Below are 13,948 nucleotides of genomic sequence, written 5' to 3'. Positions count from 1 at the left end.
GCGGGTGCCTGCTCGGGCGCCCCCGGGGCGGTTCACGTGTACCGGGGCGCATCCCGTGCGCCGGGGCGGTCACCGGACGCCCCGGCGCACGGACGGCGCGCCGGAGACGCCGGACTCGCGATTACGAGCCGTGCGCCTCTTCGGACACCGGCTGCCATTCGCGCCACGTCTGCAGACGCGACTCGTAGTCGCGCTCGGCGATGCCGAGGGGCGCCTTGCCGAAGAAGATGCGCAGCGGCGGGTTCTCGGCATCCACCACCTTCAGGATCGCGGAGCGTGTGGCTTCGGGCTTACCGGGGTCGTTGGCCGACGGACGCTTGGCCGCCTCCTCGCGCACGGCGGAGTATGCGTCGATCTCGTCGCTGCGCTTGGCCGACGGACCCGACCAGTCCGTGGAGTACCCGCCGGGCTCGATGAGGGTGACATGGATGCCGAAGCCCGCGACCTCTTGCGAGAGCGACTGCGACAGTCCCTCGAGCGCCCACTTCGACGCGTGGTAGGCGCCGACGGTCGGGAACGCGCTGATGCCGCCGATGCTCGAGACCTGGATGATGTGGCCCGAGCCCTGCTCCCGCATGATCGGAAGAGCCGCTTGAGTGACCCACAGCGCGCCGAAGAAGTTCGTCTCGAGCTGAGCGCGCACCTCGTCTTCGGTGAGCTCCTCGACCATGCCGAAATGCCCGAAGCCGGCGTTGTTGACGACCACGTCGAGTACGCCGAACTTCTCGTGCGCCTTCCGCACGGCGTCGATGTCCGCCGAGCGGTCGGTGACGTCGAGCTGCAGGGGCAGGAACGTGTCGGGGTGGGAGTCGACGAGCTCCTGCACGTCGTCGAGGTTGCGGGCCGTTCCGGCGACGTTGTCGCCGCGCTCCAGCGCCGCCTCGGCCCATTCGCGGCCGAAGCCCTTGGATGCACCGGTGATGAACCAGGTCTTGCTCATGGATGTCCTCCGAAGAGATGAGGGGGTGAATGCGGGCGACGGTACGCCGCGTTCCTCATCCCTCCGGACGGCTTGACAGCCCGACCTGACTCTCGCGCTCCGGCATCACCCGACCGGTTCGGGGCGGAATCCTCGCCTCGGGGCGCGCGATTCTCGCCCCGAACGGAAGGATCCGCCCCGAACCGAGTCATCCCGCGGCGACGACCTCGGGCTCGCCCGGCCCGGGCAGGATCTCGCGCAGCAGGTCGTCGAGCGTGACGACGCCGACGAGCCTCTCGCCCTCGACCACGGTCGCGAGCTGCACCCGTCCGCGGCGCATGCGGGCGAGGGCGTCGTAGGCGGATGCCGAGGGCTCGAGCAGCAGCGGATCGCGGGCGATGTCGCGCGCCGGCGTCGACGGATCGATGGCAAGCGTGTCGCGCACGTGGATCACGCGAGACGCCGCACCCGAGCCCACCAGGATGCGCAGGTGCGTGGACGACGCCGCGACGGCCTGGACGTCGGCGACCGTGGCGTCCATCGCAACGGCCGTGGGGGAGCGGTCGGTGCGCACGATGTCGCCCACGGTGAGCGTGCCGAGCGCGATCGCCTGGGCGATGGGTTCGGAGTATTGCTGCTCGAGCGTGCCCGCCTGACGCGAGTGCGCGACCAGTTCGCGGATCGTGTCGGCGTCCTGCCCACCCGCCGCGGCCTTGTCTACGGGCTCGACGCCCGAGGCCTTCACCAGGCGGTTCGCGATGTGGTTGATCCACAGCAGGAACGGACGCAGCGGCCAGGTGAGCGCACGGGCCAGGATGCCGGTGGCCTTCGCCGCGGTCTCGGGGTGCGCGATCGCCCACGACTTCGGCGCCATCTCGCCGATGACCAGGTGCAGGAACGTCACCACGATCAGCGCGAGCATGAACGCGATGATGTCGGCCAGGACGTAGGGGAGACCCCACGCCTCGAACACCGGGGCCAGCGCGTAGTCGATCGCGGGCTTCGTGATCGCTCCGAGCAGGAACGTGCAGGCGGTGATGCCGAGCTGCGCGAACGCGAGCATGACGGTGAGCTCGTTGACCCCGCGCAGGGCCGCGCGGGCGGACGCGCTCGTGGCGGCCTCCTCCTCGAGCCGGTGACGACGGGCCGCGAGGAGGGCGAACTCGACGATGACGAAAAAGGCGCTCGCGATGATGAGCGCGGCCGTGATGAGCGCGACGGTCCAGCCGTTCATCGGGCCACCTCCTCGCCGTGGGCCGGGCCGTCGACGGCGGCGGCATCCCGATCCACCTCGTGCAGCTGCACGCGCAACTGCGACGGCACGTGACGGTCGACCTCGACGACCTCGACCGCGAGCCAGCGCTCGTAATCGAGTCCCTGCACGGTCTCGGACGCCCGCTCGGGCAGGTCGATCCGTACGACCCCGCCGACGGGCGGGAGGTCGCCGTGCGTTTCGATCACGAGACCCGCGACGGTCTCGACGTCGCTGTGGGCGAGGTCGTGACCGATGAGCCTCTCGAGCTCGTCGAGGTGCAGGTCGCCCGGTACGCTCCACGCGTCGTCGCCGACAGCGGACACCTCGGCCACCTCGGCGTCGTGCTCGTCCGAGAGCTCGCCGATGACCTCTTCGGTCAGGTCCTCGATGGTCAGGATGCCGTCGAAGTTGCCGTACTCGTCCACGACGCACGCCAACTCGTTGCGCGTCTGCCGCATGCGCTCCAGGGCCACCGGGAGCAGCATCGATGTCGGGATGACGACCGCCGACCGCATGACGGATGCCACCGGCGCGGCATCCGCGGAATCCTCTCGGAGGATGTCGATGAGCTCGACCACGCCGACGGGGGAGTCCTCCGCGCCGATCACGGGGTAGCGCGTGTGGCCGGTGGCCATGAGAGCGCGCACCTCGCCGACGGTGGTCTCGGGCGTCACCGATCCCACCTGCGATCGCGGCACCATCGCATGCTCGACGTCGCGCTGGGGGAAGTCGAGGATGCGGTCGATGATCATCGACAGGTCGTCGGGCAGGTCGCCGCTCTGGCGCGACTCCTCGATGATCGCTTCGAGGTCTCGCGCCGTGGCGCTCTCGTCGACGTCCTCGAGGGGCTCGATGCGCAGGAGGCGCAGAAGCGCGTTGGCCGCGACGTCGAACACCGTGATGAGCCAGCCGAAGAGCAGCAGGTAGATGCGCGTCGGCACGGCGAGGGCGCGCGCGAGCGGCTCGGGGTTCGCGATCGCCAGGTTCTTCGGGTAGAGCTCGCCGAAGATCATGGTGACCACGGTCGCGAGCAGCAGCGCGCCGACGGTTCCGATCAGCACGGACACGGCCGGGTCGACGCCGACGCCGCCCAGCAGCGTGCCGATCGACTCGCCGATCAGCGGCTCGGCGACGTACCCGATGAGCAGTCCGGTCACCGTGATGCCGAGCTGGGCACCCGACAGCATGAACGACGTGCGCTTGGTGATCGCGAGAACACGTTTCGCTTGCGCGTCGCCCTTCTCGGCCCGCGCGGTCAGCCGCGCCCGGTCGACGGACATGTAGGCGAATTCCTGCGCGACGAAGAATCCGCAGGCGACGATGATCGCCAGGGTCACGATGATCCCCAACAGAAGCGTCAGGGCCGCAGCCAGCATCAGATCTCACCCCCTCTCGAGAAGAGGGGGCTCGAAGATCGGCCCTCCTGGTCGGGGGAGGTGCGGTGATGGCTCACGGGTTTCTCTCTCGTGGGTCGGATGATCGCAGATCGTGACCCAACTTAGCGACCCTGTCGTCGGACAGCCTGGGCATTCGCCGCGACCTCTAGAACGGCCCCCGAGGCGCGACACACCCGGTGAGCGATATATCGCTCGCGGAGTATCCCCACGGCGTGCGGAGTGGAATACTGGAACTCCCGCATTGCCTCGCTTCCCGGCGTGGTCCCGCCCTTGCTCTACCGGTACGTTTCGGCGCGCCAGAAAAGGACCTGTCGTGGGAAGACTTATCTACCGAGACCGCGCATCGTTCGACATCGACGACCGCATCCTCGCTCACCTCCGCATCGTCGTCATGAACAAGTTGCGACGCAATGAGGGGTTCATGCTCCAGCTGCCCGTCAACGAGGGCGTGCGCCAGGCGAGCCTGTGGATCCACGCCTCGAACGCGTTGGTCATGCAGTTCTACGGCGGTCGGGAGCCCGCGATCGACCGCGAGCTCATCGATCAGATGATGCACGACGCCAGCGGCGCCGACGGTCTCACACTCACGGCCGCGGGAATCGCCCCGCCGCCCGCCCCGCCCCGCCGCCCGGTGGGTCGCACGGCGAACTGACGCATCCCCGCCCCGGGCTGACGGCGCGGGCGCCGTTCACGCTCCGCCCGCCGGGCGGACGGCGCCCGCGCCCGGCGCGCGCTCATCGTCTCGCCTCACGCGCGGCGCGCTGATCGCGCCGCGTTCAGGCGACGGTGAACGGCAGCTCGACTTCGAAACGCGCCCCCGTCGGCAACGCGACGTACTGGACGTCGCCGCCGTGCGCGCGGGCGATCCCGCGGGCGATCGGCAATCCCAGTCCGACGCCCGCGGCCGAGGCCCGCGCGGCATCCAGGCGCACCAGCCGGTCGAAGATCCGCTCCCGGTCGGCGGCGGGCACCCCCGGGCCGTCGTCGGTCACCGAGATCACGGCGCGTCGGTCGTCCATCCGCAGGGCGAGTTCGATCTCCCCGGTCCCGCCCGTCGCACGGGCGGCGTTCTCGATCAGGTTCGCCACGACCTGGGCGATGCGATCGACATCCACGGTCGTCCGGACCGGCTGGTCGGGGACGGCCGTTCGCAGCCGCACCGAGGGGTGCACCAGCGGCATGCGACGCGCTTCGGCATCCACGAGCGTGCGCAGATCGATGTCGACGAGTTGCAGATCGAGTCCACGATCCACTCGCGCCATCGTCAGCAGGTCGTCGACGAGGCGCGACGCGCGCGTGGCCTCCCGTGCCACGTGCGCGGCGAGCATCTCGCGTTCGGGCCCGTCCAGGTCGGCACGCACGAGGGTGTCGGCGGCCGCCCGGATGCCGGCGACGGGCGTGCGCAGCTCGTGAGCGGCATCCGAGAGGAACGCCCGCAGCCGCTGCTCGGCCTCGCGGGCCGTCTTCTCCGCGCCCACGACATCGTCGAGCATGTCGTCGAGCGCCGTCGCCACTCGACCGATCTCGGTGTCAGTGCGCGTCGGGTGCAGTCTCCGCTCCCGTTCGCCCGCGCCGATCGCTCGGGCAACCTCCGAGACCCGGTCGAGGGGGCGCAGGCTCCGCCGGACGACGAGTGTCACGGCGCCCGCCGCGAGGACGAGCACCCCGATCGACGACACGGCCATGATCCATCGCACTTGCCCCAGGGTCTCGCCGACACCGACGGCCGAAGCGGTGAGCGTTAAAGTCGATCCGTCGCTGAGCGTCGAGCGCAGGGTGATCAGTTGATCGTCGCCCGACACCTCGGATGCCACGACATCCACGCCGCTGGAGGGCGTGGGCTGCGGTACCGAACGCTCCCCGGGCGCCCCGCCCCCCGGTCCTCCCGGCCCGCCCGGCGCCTCGCGCAGCTGCTCGGGGCTCGGGCCCGCCACCACCGACCCGCCCCCGGCGGAGTCGATGCGGACGGCGAGGCCCTGGTCCGACAGACGCTCCGCCAGGTCGGAGTCGTCGACGATGCCGACCAGCGACGCTGTGGCGGCGGCGCGATCACGCAAGCGCTCCTCGATCTGTCCGCGCAGTCGCGCGCCGAGCGCCAGGTCCACCACGACCGCCAGCACCACGAGCAGCAGCGCAACGAGAGCCACGACGGCGACGATCGTGCGGCGTCGCAGCGACCCGGAGCGTAGGACCGCGGAACTCACGCGACCGCGCTCAAGCGGTAGCCCAACCCGCGCACGGTGTGGATCAGCCGGGGCCCGTGCTGCTCCATCTTGCGACGCAGGGCGCTGAGGTGAACCTCGACGAGGTTGGGGTCGTAATCGTCGTAGCCCCACACCTGGGTGAGGATCTGCGCTTTCGACAGCGTGCGTCCGCGACTCTCCGCGAACAGCTGCAGCAGGCGGAACTCCGTCGCCGTCAGTTCGAGCGGCGCTCCCGCGCGGTGGGCGGTCGCGGCATCGGGATCCACCAGCAGGTCGCCGACCGCGATGGTCTGCGGAAGGCGCCCGCGCCGACGGAGCACGACCCCGGCGCGCGCGACGAGCTCGGCCATCGTGAACGGCTTGACGACGTAGTCGTCGGCGCCCTCCGCGAAGCCGCGCAGACGGTCGTCGACCTCGTCGCGCGCGGTCAGCATGATCACCGGGATGTCGCCCGTCGCGCGGACGAGGGGCAGCAACCGGATGCCGCTCGGTCCCGGCATCATCCAGTCCAGGATGACGAGGTCGGGACGGAATCGATCGAGGCGGGCGCTCAGGTCGCTCCCGTCGGGGGCGGCCTCGGTGACGAAGCCCTCCGCCCGCAGCGCGGTCTGCACGGACACGCGGATCGTCTCGTCGTCGTCGAGGACGAGCACACGGGCGGGAGCGGACATCCGAGTGACGATAGGGCCGCCCCCTGAACGCGAGATATGGCTTGCGTATGCGCTCGCCTCTCGAGCACCGGCTTCAGGTTCGCTTCAGTCCCGGCTCGAAGTCTGGTCTCAGAGCCGGTGACAGCCACCGGCGCAGGAGGACATCATGAACGACGACGAATACCCCACCCAGCCGCTCCCGCGTCTGGAGGAGACCACCGAGCAGCGCCGCCGCTCCTGGCGGCGACCCGCCCTCATCGCGGGGGCCGTGATCGTGGCGGCGGGGCTCACCGGCGGCAGCGCCGCCCTGGCCGCGCAAACCGGGGGAGCGACGCTCACCGCGGCGACCTCGGCTCCGAGCGCCGACGGGGGCGCGACCGGCCCCGGCACCGCTCCCACGCCGGGCTCCACGCCGAGCGGAGCCCCCGCCGAGGGCACCGCGCCCACGCCCGCACCGGCTCCGACCGACGGTACCGCGCCCGCCGGCCCCGCCGCTCCCGACGGCACCGGCCCCGGTGAATGCGGCCCCGGCGACGGCTCGGGCGCGAACGTTCCCGGAGCCCACGGCCCCGAGGCCGGCGGAGAGAAGCCCGCCCCGCCGACCGACGGCTCCGCCCCGACGCCGCCCGCTCCTCCCGCCGAGGGATCCGCTCCCACCCCTCCCACCGACGGCAGCGCGCCCACCCCGCCCGCACCGCCCGCAGAGGGCTCGGCTCCCACGCCGTCGGCTCCGTCCGGCAGCTGAGTCGGGATCGCTCCGCCCCCCTCACCGCGCTGACCGCCTCGCCACGCCATCCCCGTGCGTGCAGCGAGCGGTCAGCGCGGTGCGGCACGATCGAGGGGTGGCGAAGAGACGCAGGCGACGGCCTTCCGCGGCCCGCGCGCGCGTGCTCCGCCGTCGCCGGATCACCGTCGGCGTCACGGCCGTCGTGCTCGTCGCTCTGATCGTGGTCGCCCTCGTGCCGCTGGTGTCGCTCACGCGGGCGTGGAACGCCGCGTGGAACGCCGAGACCCGACGCGACGCGGTCGACCTGGCGTCCTTCGACCCCGGCACCCTGATCGGCGACGACGACTTCTACGACGGTGACGCACTGACCGCCGATCAGATCCAGGCGTTCCTCGACGACCAGGTGGGCGCGTGCACGGGCGACACGTGCCTCGCCGATCTGCGCGTGGACTTCCCCGCGCGTGAACCGATCGTCTCGGATGCCACGGGCGAGACGGTTTGCGACGGGTGGGACGGGGGAGAGCTATCCGCCGCGCAGGTGATCGACCGCGTGCAGCGCGCGTGCGGCATCTCGGCGAAGGTCATCCTGGTGACCCTGCAGAAGGAGCAGAGCCTCGTCGCCGGTCGCTCGGCCCGCGCCCCCCGCGCCGAGCAGCTGGGGGCCGCGATGGGGGCGCGCTGCCCCGACGACGCCGCGTGCGACCCGGGCGCGGCCGGCTTCGCCGAGCAGGTCGCCCAGGGAACGACCGATCTGAAGTCGTACAGCGCCTCGGGCTTCATGCGCCAGCCCGGAACGCACTACATCGCCTACTCGCCCGACCCGGCCTGCGGCGGCACCGACGTGACGATCACGAACCGCGCCACCGCGGCGCTGTACAACTACACGCCCTACCAGCCGAACCCGGCGGCCCTCGCCGCCCGGTGGGGCACGGGCGACGCCTGCTCGGCCTACGGCAACCGCAACTTCGCGTTGTACTGGGCACTCTGGTTCGCCTGACAGCGCCTCCGTGACGGGCGGCTGAATCACAGTGTTGTGATTTCGTTATGCACGGGCGATAATTGCCGGGACAAACGAACAGCCGCCGTGCTCCATCACAGGTCGTAGGGGAAGACGTACCTGACGAAGGAGAGACCATGGCGATCACGTCTTCGCGCGGAGTGATCCTGATCCACTCCGCGCCCCGCGCGTTGTGCCCCCACCTCGAGTGGGCGGTAGGACGCGCGCTCGGCCGTGCCGTCAACTTCGACTGGGCCGACCAGCCCGTGCTGATGGGCAGCCGCCGCGCGGAGTTCTACTGGGAGGGCGCGGTCGGCTCCGGCGCCGCGCTCGCGAGCGCGATCCGCGGATGGGAGCACCTGCGCTTCGAGGTGAGTGAAGACCCCACGCCGCGCAGCGACGGCGGTCGCTGGATGCACACGCCGGGGCTCGGCATCCACTACGCGCAGACCGACGCCTCGGGCAACGTCGTCATCGGCGAGGACCGCGTGCGCTACGCCATGGAGGTCGCCGCGGGCGATCCCTTCGAGTTGCAGCGCGAACTCGACGTCGCCCTCGGCTCCGCGTGGGACGAAGAGCTCGAGCCGTTCCGCCACGCGGGCGACGATCAGCAGATCGTCTGGCTGCACAAGGTCGGCTGAGACCCCCGGGCGGGGAGGCGCCACTACCGGAGGCCGGTGTCCATACCCGGCACCGGGACCGCGTATCCCCACCCGGATGAAAGAGAACGCCCCCTGGCATCCCCGATCGCAGTCGGGGGGATGCCAGGGGGCGTTCTTCTGCGGTCAGACCGAGGCGATCGCGACGACGGCGTTGTGCCCGCCGAAGCCGAACGAGTTGCTGATGGCGAGCTGGTCGCCCGCCCCCAGCTCGACGGGAGAGCCGGAGAGGGCGAACGGGACCTCGGGGTCCTGCTCGGTGAGGTTGATCGTCGGCGGCGCGACGCGGTTCTGCAGAGCCAGCACGGTGAAGATCGCCTCGAGGGCACCCGTGCCACCGAGCAGGTGGCCGGTGGAGGCCTTGGTCGCCGAGACGGGGATCTCGTCGACGCGGTCGCCGAAGACGGAGCGCAGTGCCTTGTACTCGTTCGGGTCGCCGACGGGCGTCGAGGTGGCGTGCGCGTTGATGTGGGTCACGTCGTCGACCGAAGCTCCGGCCATCTCCAGCGCCATGTGCACCGCGCGGGCGGCTCCGTGGCCCTCGGGGTCGTTGGCGGTGATGTGGTACGAGTCCGCGGTCACGCCGCCGCCCACGATCGAGGCGTAGATCTTGGCGCCGCGGGCCTTGGCGTGCTCCTCTGTCTCGAGGATGAGGACGCCGGCGCCCTCGCCCATGACGAAGCCGTCGCGGTCGATGCTCGCCGGGCGCGAGGCGGTCTCGGGGGAGTCGTTGCGCTTGGACAGCGCCTGCATCGACGCGAACGAGGCGATCGTGATCGGGTGGATGGCCGATTCGGTCCCGCCCGCGATCACCACATCGGCGAGGCCGTCGCGGATGTGCTGCACGGCGTTGACGATCGACTCCGTGCTCGAGGCGCAGGCGGACGCGACCGTGCGTGCGAAGGCGCGCGCGTTGAAGTGCAGCGAAAGGTTGCCCGCCGCGGCGTTGGGCATGAGCATGGGTACCGTCATCGGCATGACGCGACGCGGGCCCTTCTCGCGCAGGGTGTCCCAGGCATCGAGCAGCGTCCAGACACCGCCGATGCCGGTGGCGAAGTCGACGCCGAGACGGTCGGGGTCGATGTCGGGGCTGCCGGCGTCTTCCCATGCTTCCTTGGCCGCGACCATGGCGAGCTGCGACGAGGGGTCGAGCCGCTTGGCGACGGGTCGCTCGAGCACGGTCTCGGGACGCACGAGCGCCTCGGCGGCGAAGGTGACGGGCAGGTTGTACTGCTCGACCCATTCGTGCTCGAGGGATCGGGCGCCGGAGGTTCCGGCGAGCAGGGCGGACCAGCTCTCGGGTGCCGTTCCGCCGATGGGCGAGGTGGCTCCGATGCCGGTGACGACGATGCGGGGTGTGCTCATGAGCGAGAGATCCTTGGTGCGGCCGACAGGTCGTGACCGGTGGGGGCCGAAGCCCCCACCGGGAGGTGTCAGGACTGGTTCGACGTGATGAACGTCACGGCGTCGCCGACGGTCTTGAGGTTCTTGACCTCGTCGTCGGGGATGGTGACGCCGAACTTCTCCTCGGCGTTGACGACGATCGTCATCATCGAGATGGAGTCGATGTCGAGGTCGTCGGTGAACGACTTCTCGAAGGCGACCTCGTCGGCCGAGATACCGGTCTCGTCGGTGATGAGCTCGGCAAGGCCGGCGAGAACCTCGTCGTTGGTGAATGCCATGATGTCTCCTGTTTCTTGGGGGCGGGCCTGACAGGCCCCGATCAGTCTAGGGTTCGACGCTCTCGCGTCAGGGAAGCACGACGACCTGCGCGCCGAACACGAGCCCGGCGCCGAAGCCGATCTGCAGCGCGAGACCGCCGCTGAGCTCGGGGTGCTCCTCGAGCAGACGGTGGGTGGCGAGCGGGATGGATGCCGCGGAGGTGTTGCCCGTGGTCTCGATGTCGCGGCCGATGACGACGGTCTCGGGCAGGCCCAGCTGCTTGGCGAACTCGTCGATGATGCGCATGTTGGCCTGGTGCGGCACGAACGCCGCGAGGTCGCCGGGCTCGATGCCCGCGGCCTCGATCGCCTGACGCGCGACCTTCACCATCTCCCACACGGCCCAGCGGAAGACCGTGGGGCCCTCCTGGCGGAGGGTGGGCCACGGCGCCGTGCCGTCGCGGAACTCGTTGAGCGTGGCGTTCATGCCCACGGCATCCGCCTTCGAGCCGTCGGACCCCCAGACGGTCGGGCCGATGCCGGGGGTGTCGCTCGGTCCGACGACCACGGCGCCCGCGCCGTCGCCGAGGAGGAACGAGATGCTGCGGTCGGTGGGGTCGACGATGTCGCTGAGCTTCTCGGCTCCCACGACGACGACGTGCGTTGCGAGACCCGCGCGCACGAGAGCGTCGGCCTGGCCGACGCCGTAGGCGAAGCCCGCGCACGCGGCGTTGACGTCGTAGGCGGCGGCGGGGTTCGCGCCGATCCGGTCGGCGACGATCGCGGAGGCCGAGGGCGTCTGCTTCGGGTTGCTGATGGTGGCGACGATCACGGCGTCGATGTCGGCGGGGGAGACGCCGGACTTCTCCACGGCTTCGCGTGCGGCCTCGGCGGCCAGGTCGATGGCATCCGTCTCTTTGTTGGCGCGGACGCGCGTGACGATGCCGGTGCGCTGGCGGATCCACTCGTCGCTCGAGTCGATGGGACCCACGAGGTCGTCGTTGGGGACGAAGTTCTCGCCGCGGGCCGCGCCGTACGAGTAGATGCGGGTGTGGGCCGCGCCCTGGGTCTGGCGGAGGGTGGGGGTGCTCATGCCTGGTCTTCCTTCAGCAGTGAGACGGCCGCGTCGAGGTCGTCGGGGGTCTTGACCGCCACGGTCGGGGTGCCGCGCAGGGCGCGCTTCGCGAGCCCGGTGAGCGCCCCCGCGGGCGAGAGTTCGATGATGCCGGTGACGCCGCGCTCCGCGAACGAGGCCATGCAGCGATCCCAGCGGACGGGCGAGGCCACCTGCGCGACGACGAGGTCGAGCGCGCGGCGGCCGTCGGAGACGACGGAGCCATCGGAGTTGGTCCACAGCGTCAGGTTCGGGTCGGCGACCTCGACGTCGGCCGCGGCGGATCGCAGCGTCTCGACCGCGGGCTCCATGAAGCGGGTGTGGAAGGCACCGGCGACCTGCAGGGGGATGACCCGCGCACCGCGGGGAGCCTCCGCGGTGAGCTCGGCCAGGGCCGGCAGCTCCCCGGCGGCGACGATCTGCCCGCCGCCGTTGTAGTTGGCGGGGGTGAGGTCCAGCGCCGCGAGGCGTTCGAGAACGGCCTGTTCGTCTCCGCCGACGACGGCGCTCATTCCGGTGTCGACCGCCGAGGCCGCCTCGGCCATCGCGCGGCCGCGCAGACCGACCAGGCGCAGCGCGTCCGCGTCGCTCAGGACCCCGGATGCCGCCAGAGCGGCGATCTCACCGACGGAGTGCCCCGCGACACCGGCGACGGGTGTGCCCGTGCGCTCGTTCAGTGCCGCCCACGACAGCAGGGACGCGGCGACGATGAGCGGCTGGGCGACCGCGGTGTCGCGGATCCGGTCGGCATCCCATTCGGTACCGGCGGCGATGAGGTCGACTCCGGCCTGATCGGAGAAGGCGGCGAGGCGCTCACGCGCCCCGTCGATCTCGAGCCACGGCGAGAGGAACCCAGGGGTCTGCGAGCCCTGTCCGGGGAAGACGGCGATGATCACCGTCCCATCCTGCCAAGGATCGGGCCGGTGCTTATGGAGATATCGGCACAGATATGCGGCGTGTCTTTGTGCGCGCCGTGCATCAGCACGGCCGCCACCCCTCCGTCGAGTGTCCACGACACGCCGCCCGCCCGTGCGCGGAACGGCGTGTCGGGGACACTCGACGGGAGGAAGCCGAGGGGCGCGTCAACGGGACGCGAGCGGTCGCCGACCGGCGAGACCGCGCCGGCGGGTGGCATCCGTGCCGATCGAGCCCAGGATCAGCGCCGTCTGCAGGATCAGCGCCTCGCGGGGGCCCGTGGCATCCCAGCCGATCACCTCGGAGACGCGCTTCAAGCGATAGCGCACCGTGTTGGGGTGCACGTAGAGCTCGCGGGCTGTCGCCTCGAGCGACCGGCCGTTGTCGAGGTAGCTCCACAGGGTCGCGACGAGATCGGCGCTGTGCGCCTGCAGGGGGCGGTAGACGCGGTCGACGAGGGTCTGCTTGGCCACTGCGTCTCCCGCGAGGGCTCGCTCCGGGAGCAGGTCGTCGGCCTCGACCGGACGCGGGGCGTGGCGCCATGCCCGGGCGACGGCGAAACCCGCCAGCGCGGCGCGGGCGCTCTGTCCTGCGTCGACCAGAGCCGGAACGGCCGGGCCCAGCACGAGGTGCCCCGACCCGAAGCCGGGCTCGAGGCGCTTCGCGATCTCGGGGAAGGGCAGTTCAGCGGTGTCCTCTCCGCTCGAGCGTGCGGGCAGATCCGCACGGCCGACCACCAGCACGAGCCTCGACCCCTGCACGCCGATGAGCACATCCACGCCGAGCTTGCGCGCCGTTCGCCGCACCTGATCGACGTCGAGCTGCGGGGGAGTGGTGCCCACGAGCACCGCGACCTCGCCATGACCGTGCCACCCGAGGGCGGCGATGCGACTGGGGAGTTCGTCGTCGGCCTCGCCCGTGAGGATCGAGTCCACCACGAGCGCCTCGAGACGCGCGTCCCACAGGCCCCGGGCCTCGGCCGCCCGGGCATAGACGTCGGCGGCGGCGAAGGCGACCTCGCGCGAGTACGACAGCATCGCCTCGCGCACCTTCTCGCTCCGCCCGGCGACGCGTTCCTCCATGACCTCGACGGTCACGCGCACAAGCTGCAGCGTCTGCGTCAGGCTCACACTGCGCAGCAGTTCGCGCGGGGCCGCGGCGAAGATGTCGGCCGCGATCGCGGGGGTGGATGCCGGTTCCTCGAACCACTGCAGGAACGAGGTGATGCCGGCCTGCGCGACCAGCCCCACCGCCGATCGCCGCGCGGGGGGCATCTCGGCGTACCACGGGAGCGTCTCTTCGAGGCGCTGGATCGTCGCGGTGGCGAGATCGCCGGAGATGCGCCGCAGCCACGTGAGGGTCTCGGCCTTCTCGACCGCGGCGTCGCCCGCCGAAGACCGGTCGGACCCGGCCCCGCCCGCGGTGCGGGGGGAACCGGGTCCGACGGTGG

Annotated in this window: 14 protein-coding genes; 4 read left to right on the top strand and 10 right to left on the bottom strand. The window is 71.3% G+C overall.

What is annotated here, in order from left to right; genetic code table 11:
• Positions 1-121 precede the first annotated feature (121 nt).
• The 3 genes from AB0N80_RS14590 to AB0N80_RS14580 all read right to left on the bottom strand — a co-directional run bounded on the left by AB0N80_RS14590 (position 122) and on the right by AB0N80_RS14580 (position 3,550).
• A complete protein-coding gene (locus AB0N80_RS14590) occupies positions 122-940 on the bottom strand; it encodes an SDR family oxidoreductase (RefSeq protein WP_315995665.1) in 819 nt (272 codons plus the stop codon).
• A gap of 187 nt (positions 941-1,127) precedes the next feature.
• A complete protein-coding gene (locus tag AB0N80_RS14585; protein ID WP_315995666.1) occupies positions 1,128-2,153 on the bottom strand; it encodes a CNNM domain-containing protein in 1,026 nt (341 codons plus the stop codon).
• On the bottom strand, positions 2,150-3,550 hold the full coding sequence (locus tag AB0N80_RS14580) for a hemolysin family protein (RefSeq protein WP_315995667.1): 1,401 nt from the start codon (positions 3,548-3,550) through the stop codon (positions 2,150-2,152). Before AB0N80_RS14580 ends, AB0N80_RS14585 begins: the two co-directional genes overlap by 4 nt.
• A gap of 334 nt (positions 3,551-3,884) precedes the next feature.
• On the opposite strand from AB0N80_RS14580, the gene AB0N80_RS14575 reads away from it, so the two are divergent.
• Positions 3,885-4,223, top strand: coding sequence for an ATP-dependent DNA ligase (locus tag AB0N80_RS14575; protein WP_298872682.1), 339 nt, complete (start codon positions 3,885-3,887; stop codon positions 4,221-4,223).
• A gap of 124 nt (positions 4,224-4,347) precedes the next feature.
• Here AB0N80_RS14575 and AB0N80_RS14570 read toward each other — a convergent pair whose 3' ends face one another.
• Positions 4,348-5,775 (bottom strand): HAMP domain-containing sensor histidine kinase, encoded by a 1,428-nt coding sequence (locus tag AB0N80_RS14570; protein WP_363579104.1) that lies wholly within the window; start codon positions 5,773-5,775, stop codon positions 4,348-4,350.
• The gene (locus AB0N80_RS14565; RefSeq protein ID WP_363579103.1) at positions 5,772-6,446 is read right to left on the bottom strand and encodes a response regulator transcription factor; all 675 of its coding nucleotides are present in this window, start codon (positions 6,444-6,446) and stop codon (positions 5,772-5,774) included. The genes AB0N80_RS14570 and AB0N80_RS14565 overlap by 4 nt, the downstream gene beginning before the upstream one ends.
• Before the next feature lie 145 nt (positions 6,447-6,591).
• On the opposite strand from AB0N80_RS14565, the gene AB0N80_RS14560 reads away from it, so the two are divergent.
• The 3 genes from AB0N80_RS14560 to AB0N80_RS14550 all read left to right on the top strand — a co-directional run bounded on the left by AB0N80_RS14560 (position 6,592) and on the right by AB0N80_RS14550 (position 8,790).
• Positions 6,592-7,170 (top strand): hypothetical protein, encoded by a 579-nt coding sequence (locus tag AB0N80_RS14560; RefSeq protein ID WP_363579102.1) that lies wholly within the window; start codon positions 6,592-6,594, stop codon positions 7,168-7,170.
• Between the two features lie 97 nt (positions 7,171-7,267).
• On the top strand, positions 7,268-8,149 hold the full coding sequence (locus tag AB0N80_RS14555; protein ID WP_363579101.1) for a hypothetical protein: 882 nt from the start codon (positions 7,268-7,270) through the stop codon (positions 8,147-8,149).
• A gap of 137 nt (positions 8,150-8,286) precedes the next feature.
• The gene (locus tag AB0N80_RS14550) at positions 8,287-8,790 is read left to right on the top strand and encodes a DUF3145 domain-containing protein (RefSeq protein WP_363579100.1); all 504 of its coding nucleotides are present in this window, start codon (positions 8,287-8,289) and stop codon (positions 8,788-8,790) included.
• A gap of 144 nt (positions 8,791-8,934) precedes the next feature.
• On the opposite strand, the gene AB0N80_RS14545 is transcribed toward AB0N80_RS14550, so the two are convergent.
• The 5 genes from AB0N80_RS14545 to AB0N80_RS14525 all read right to left on the bottom strand — a co-directional run bounded on the left by AB0N80_RS14545 (position 8,935) and on the right by AB0N80_RS14525 (position 13,847).
• Complete coding sequence (locus AB0N80_RS14545; RefSeq protein ID WP_315995672.1) at positions 8,935-10,173, bottom strand: beta-ketoacyl-[acyl-carrier-protein] synthase family protein; 1,239 nt, start codon at positions 10,171-10,173, stop codon at positions 8,935-8,937.
• Between the two features lie 68 nt (positions 10,174-10,241).
• The gene (locus AB0N80_RS14540; protein ID WP_363579099.1) at positions 10,242-10,490 is read right to left on the bottom strand and encodes an acyl carrier protein; all 249 of its coding nucleotides are present in this window, start codon (positions 10,488-10,490) and stop codon (positions 10,242-10,244) included.
• Positions 10,491-10,557: 67 nt separating this feature from the next.
• Positions 10,558-11,562: a beta-ketoacyl-ACP synthase III gene (locus tag AB0N80_RS14535; protein ID WP_315995673.1), complete on the bottom strand. Its 1,005-nt coding sequence runs from the start codon at positions 11,560-11,562 to the stop codon at positions 10,558-10,560.
• Positions 11,559-12,479 (bottom strand): ACP S-malonyltransferase, encoded by a 921-nt coding sequence (locus AB0N80_RS14530; RefSeq protein WP_363579098.1) that lies wholly within the window; start codon positions 12,477-12,479, stop codon positions 11,559-11,561. Before AB0N80_RS14530 ends, AB0N80_RS14535 begins: the two co-directional genes overlap by 4 nt.
• Positions 12,480-12,665: 186 nt before the next feature.
• On the bottom strand, positions 12,666-13,847 hold the full coding sequence (locus AB0N80_RS14525) for a helix-turn-helix domain-containing protein (RefSeq protein WP_363579396.1): 1,182 nt from the start codon (positions 13,845-13,847) through the stop codon (positions 12,666-12,668).
• Positions 13,848-13,948: the final 101 nt, after the last annotated feature.

This window comes from Microbacterium sp. NPDC089188, assembly GCF_040685155.1.
Classification (GTDB): Bacteria; Actinomycetota; Actinomycetes; order Actinomycetales; family Microbacteriaceae; genus Microbacterium; species Microbacterium galbum.
The sequence above is the reverse complement of the archived record's forward strand: the minus strand, read 5'-3'. Positions and strand labels throughout refer to the sequence as shown.

Excerpts from the sequence above, each read along its gene's own strand:
- AB0N80_RS14590 (WP_315995665.1), bottom strand. The coding sequence starts at position 940 with ATGAGCAAGACCTGGTTCATCACCGGTGCATCCAAGGGCTTCGGCCGC.
- AB0N80_RS14585 (WP_315995666.1), bottom strand. The coding sequence starts at position 2,153 with ATGAACGGCTGGACCGTCGCGCTCATCACGGCCGCGCTCATCATCGCG.
- AB0N80_RS14580 (WP_315995667.1), bottom strand. The coding sequence starts at position 3,550 with ATGCTGGCTGCGGCCCTGACGCTTCTGTTGGGGATCATCGTGACCCTG.
- AB0N80_RS14565 (WP_363579103.1), bottom strand. The coding sequence starts at position 6,446 with ATGTCCGCTCCCGCCCGTGTGCTCGTCCTCGACGACGACGAGACGATC.
- AB0N80_RS14560 (WP_363579102.1), top strand. The coding sequence starts at position 6,592 with ATGAACGACGACGAATACCCCACCCAGCCGCTCCCGCGTCTGGAGGAG.
- AB0N80_RS14550 (WP_363579100.1), top strand. The coding sequence starts at position 8,287 with ATGGCGATCACGTCTTCGCGCGGAGTGATCCTGATCCACTCCGCGCCC.
- AB0N80_RS14545 (WP_315995672.1), bottom strand. The coding sequence starts at position 10,173 with ATGAGCACACCCCGCATCGTCGTCACCGGCATCGGAGCCACCTCGCCC.
- AB0N80_RS14540 (WP_363579099.1), bottom strand. The coding sequence starts at position 10,490 with ATGGCATTCACCAACGACGAGGTTCTCGCCGGCCTTGCCGAGCTCATC.
- AB0N80_RS14535 (WP_315995673.1), bottom strand. The coding sequence starts at position 11,562 with ATGAGCACCCCCACCCTCCGCCAGACCCAGGGCGCGGCCCACACCCGC.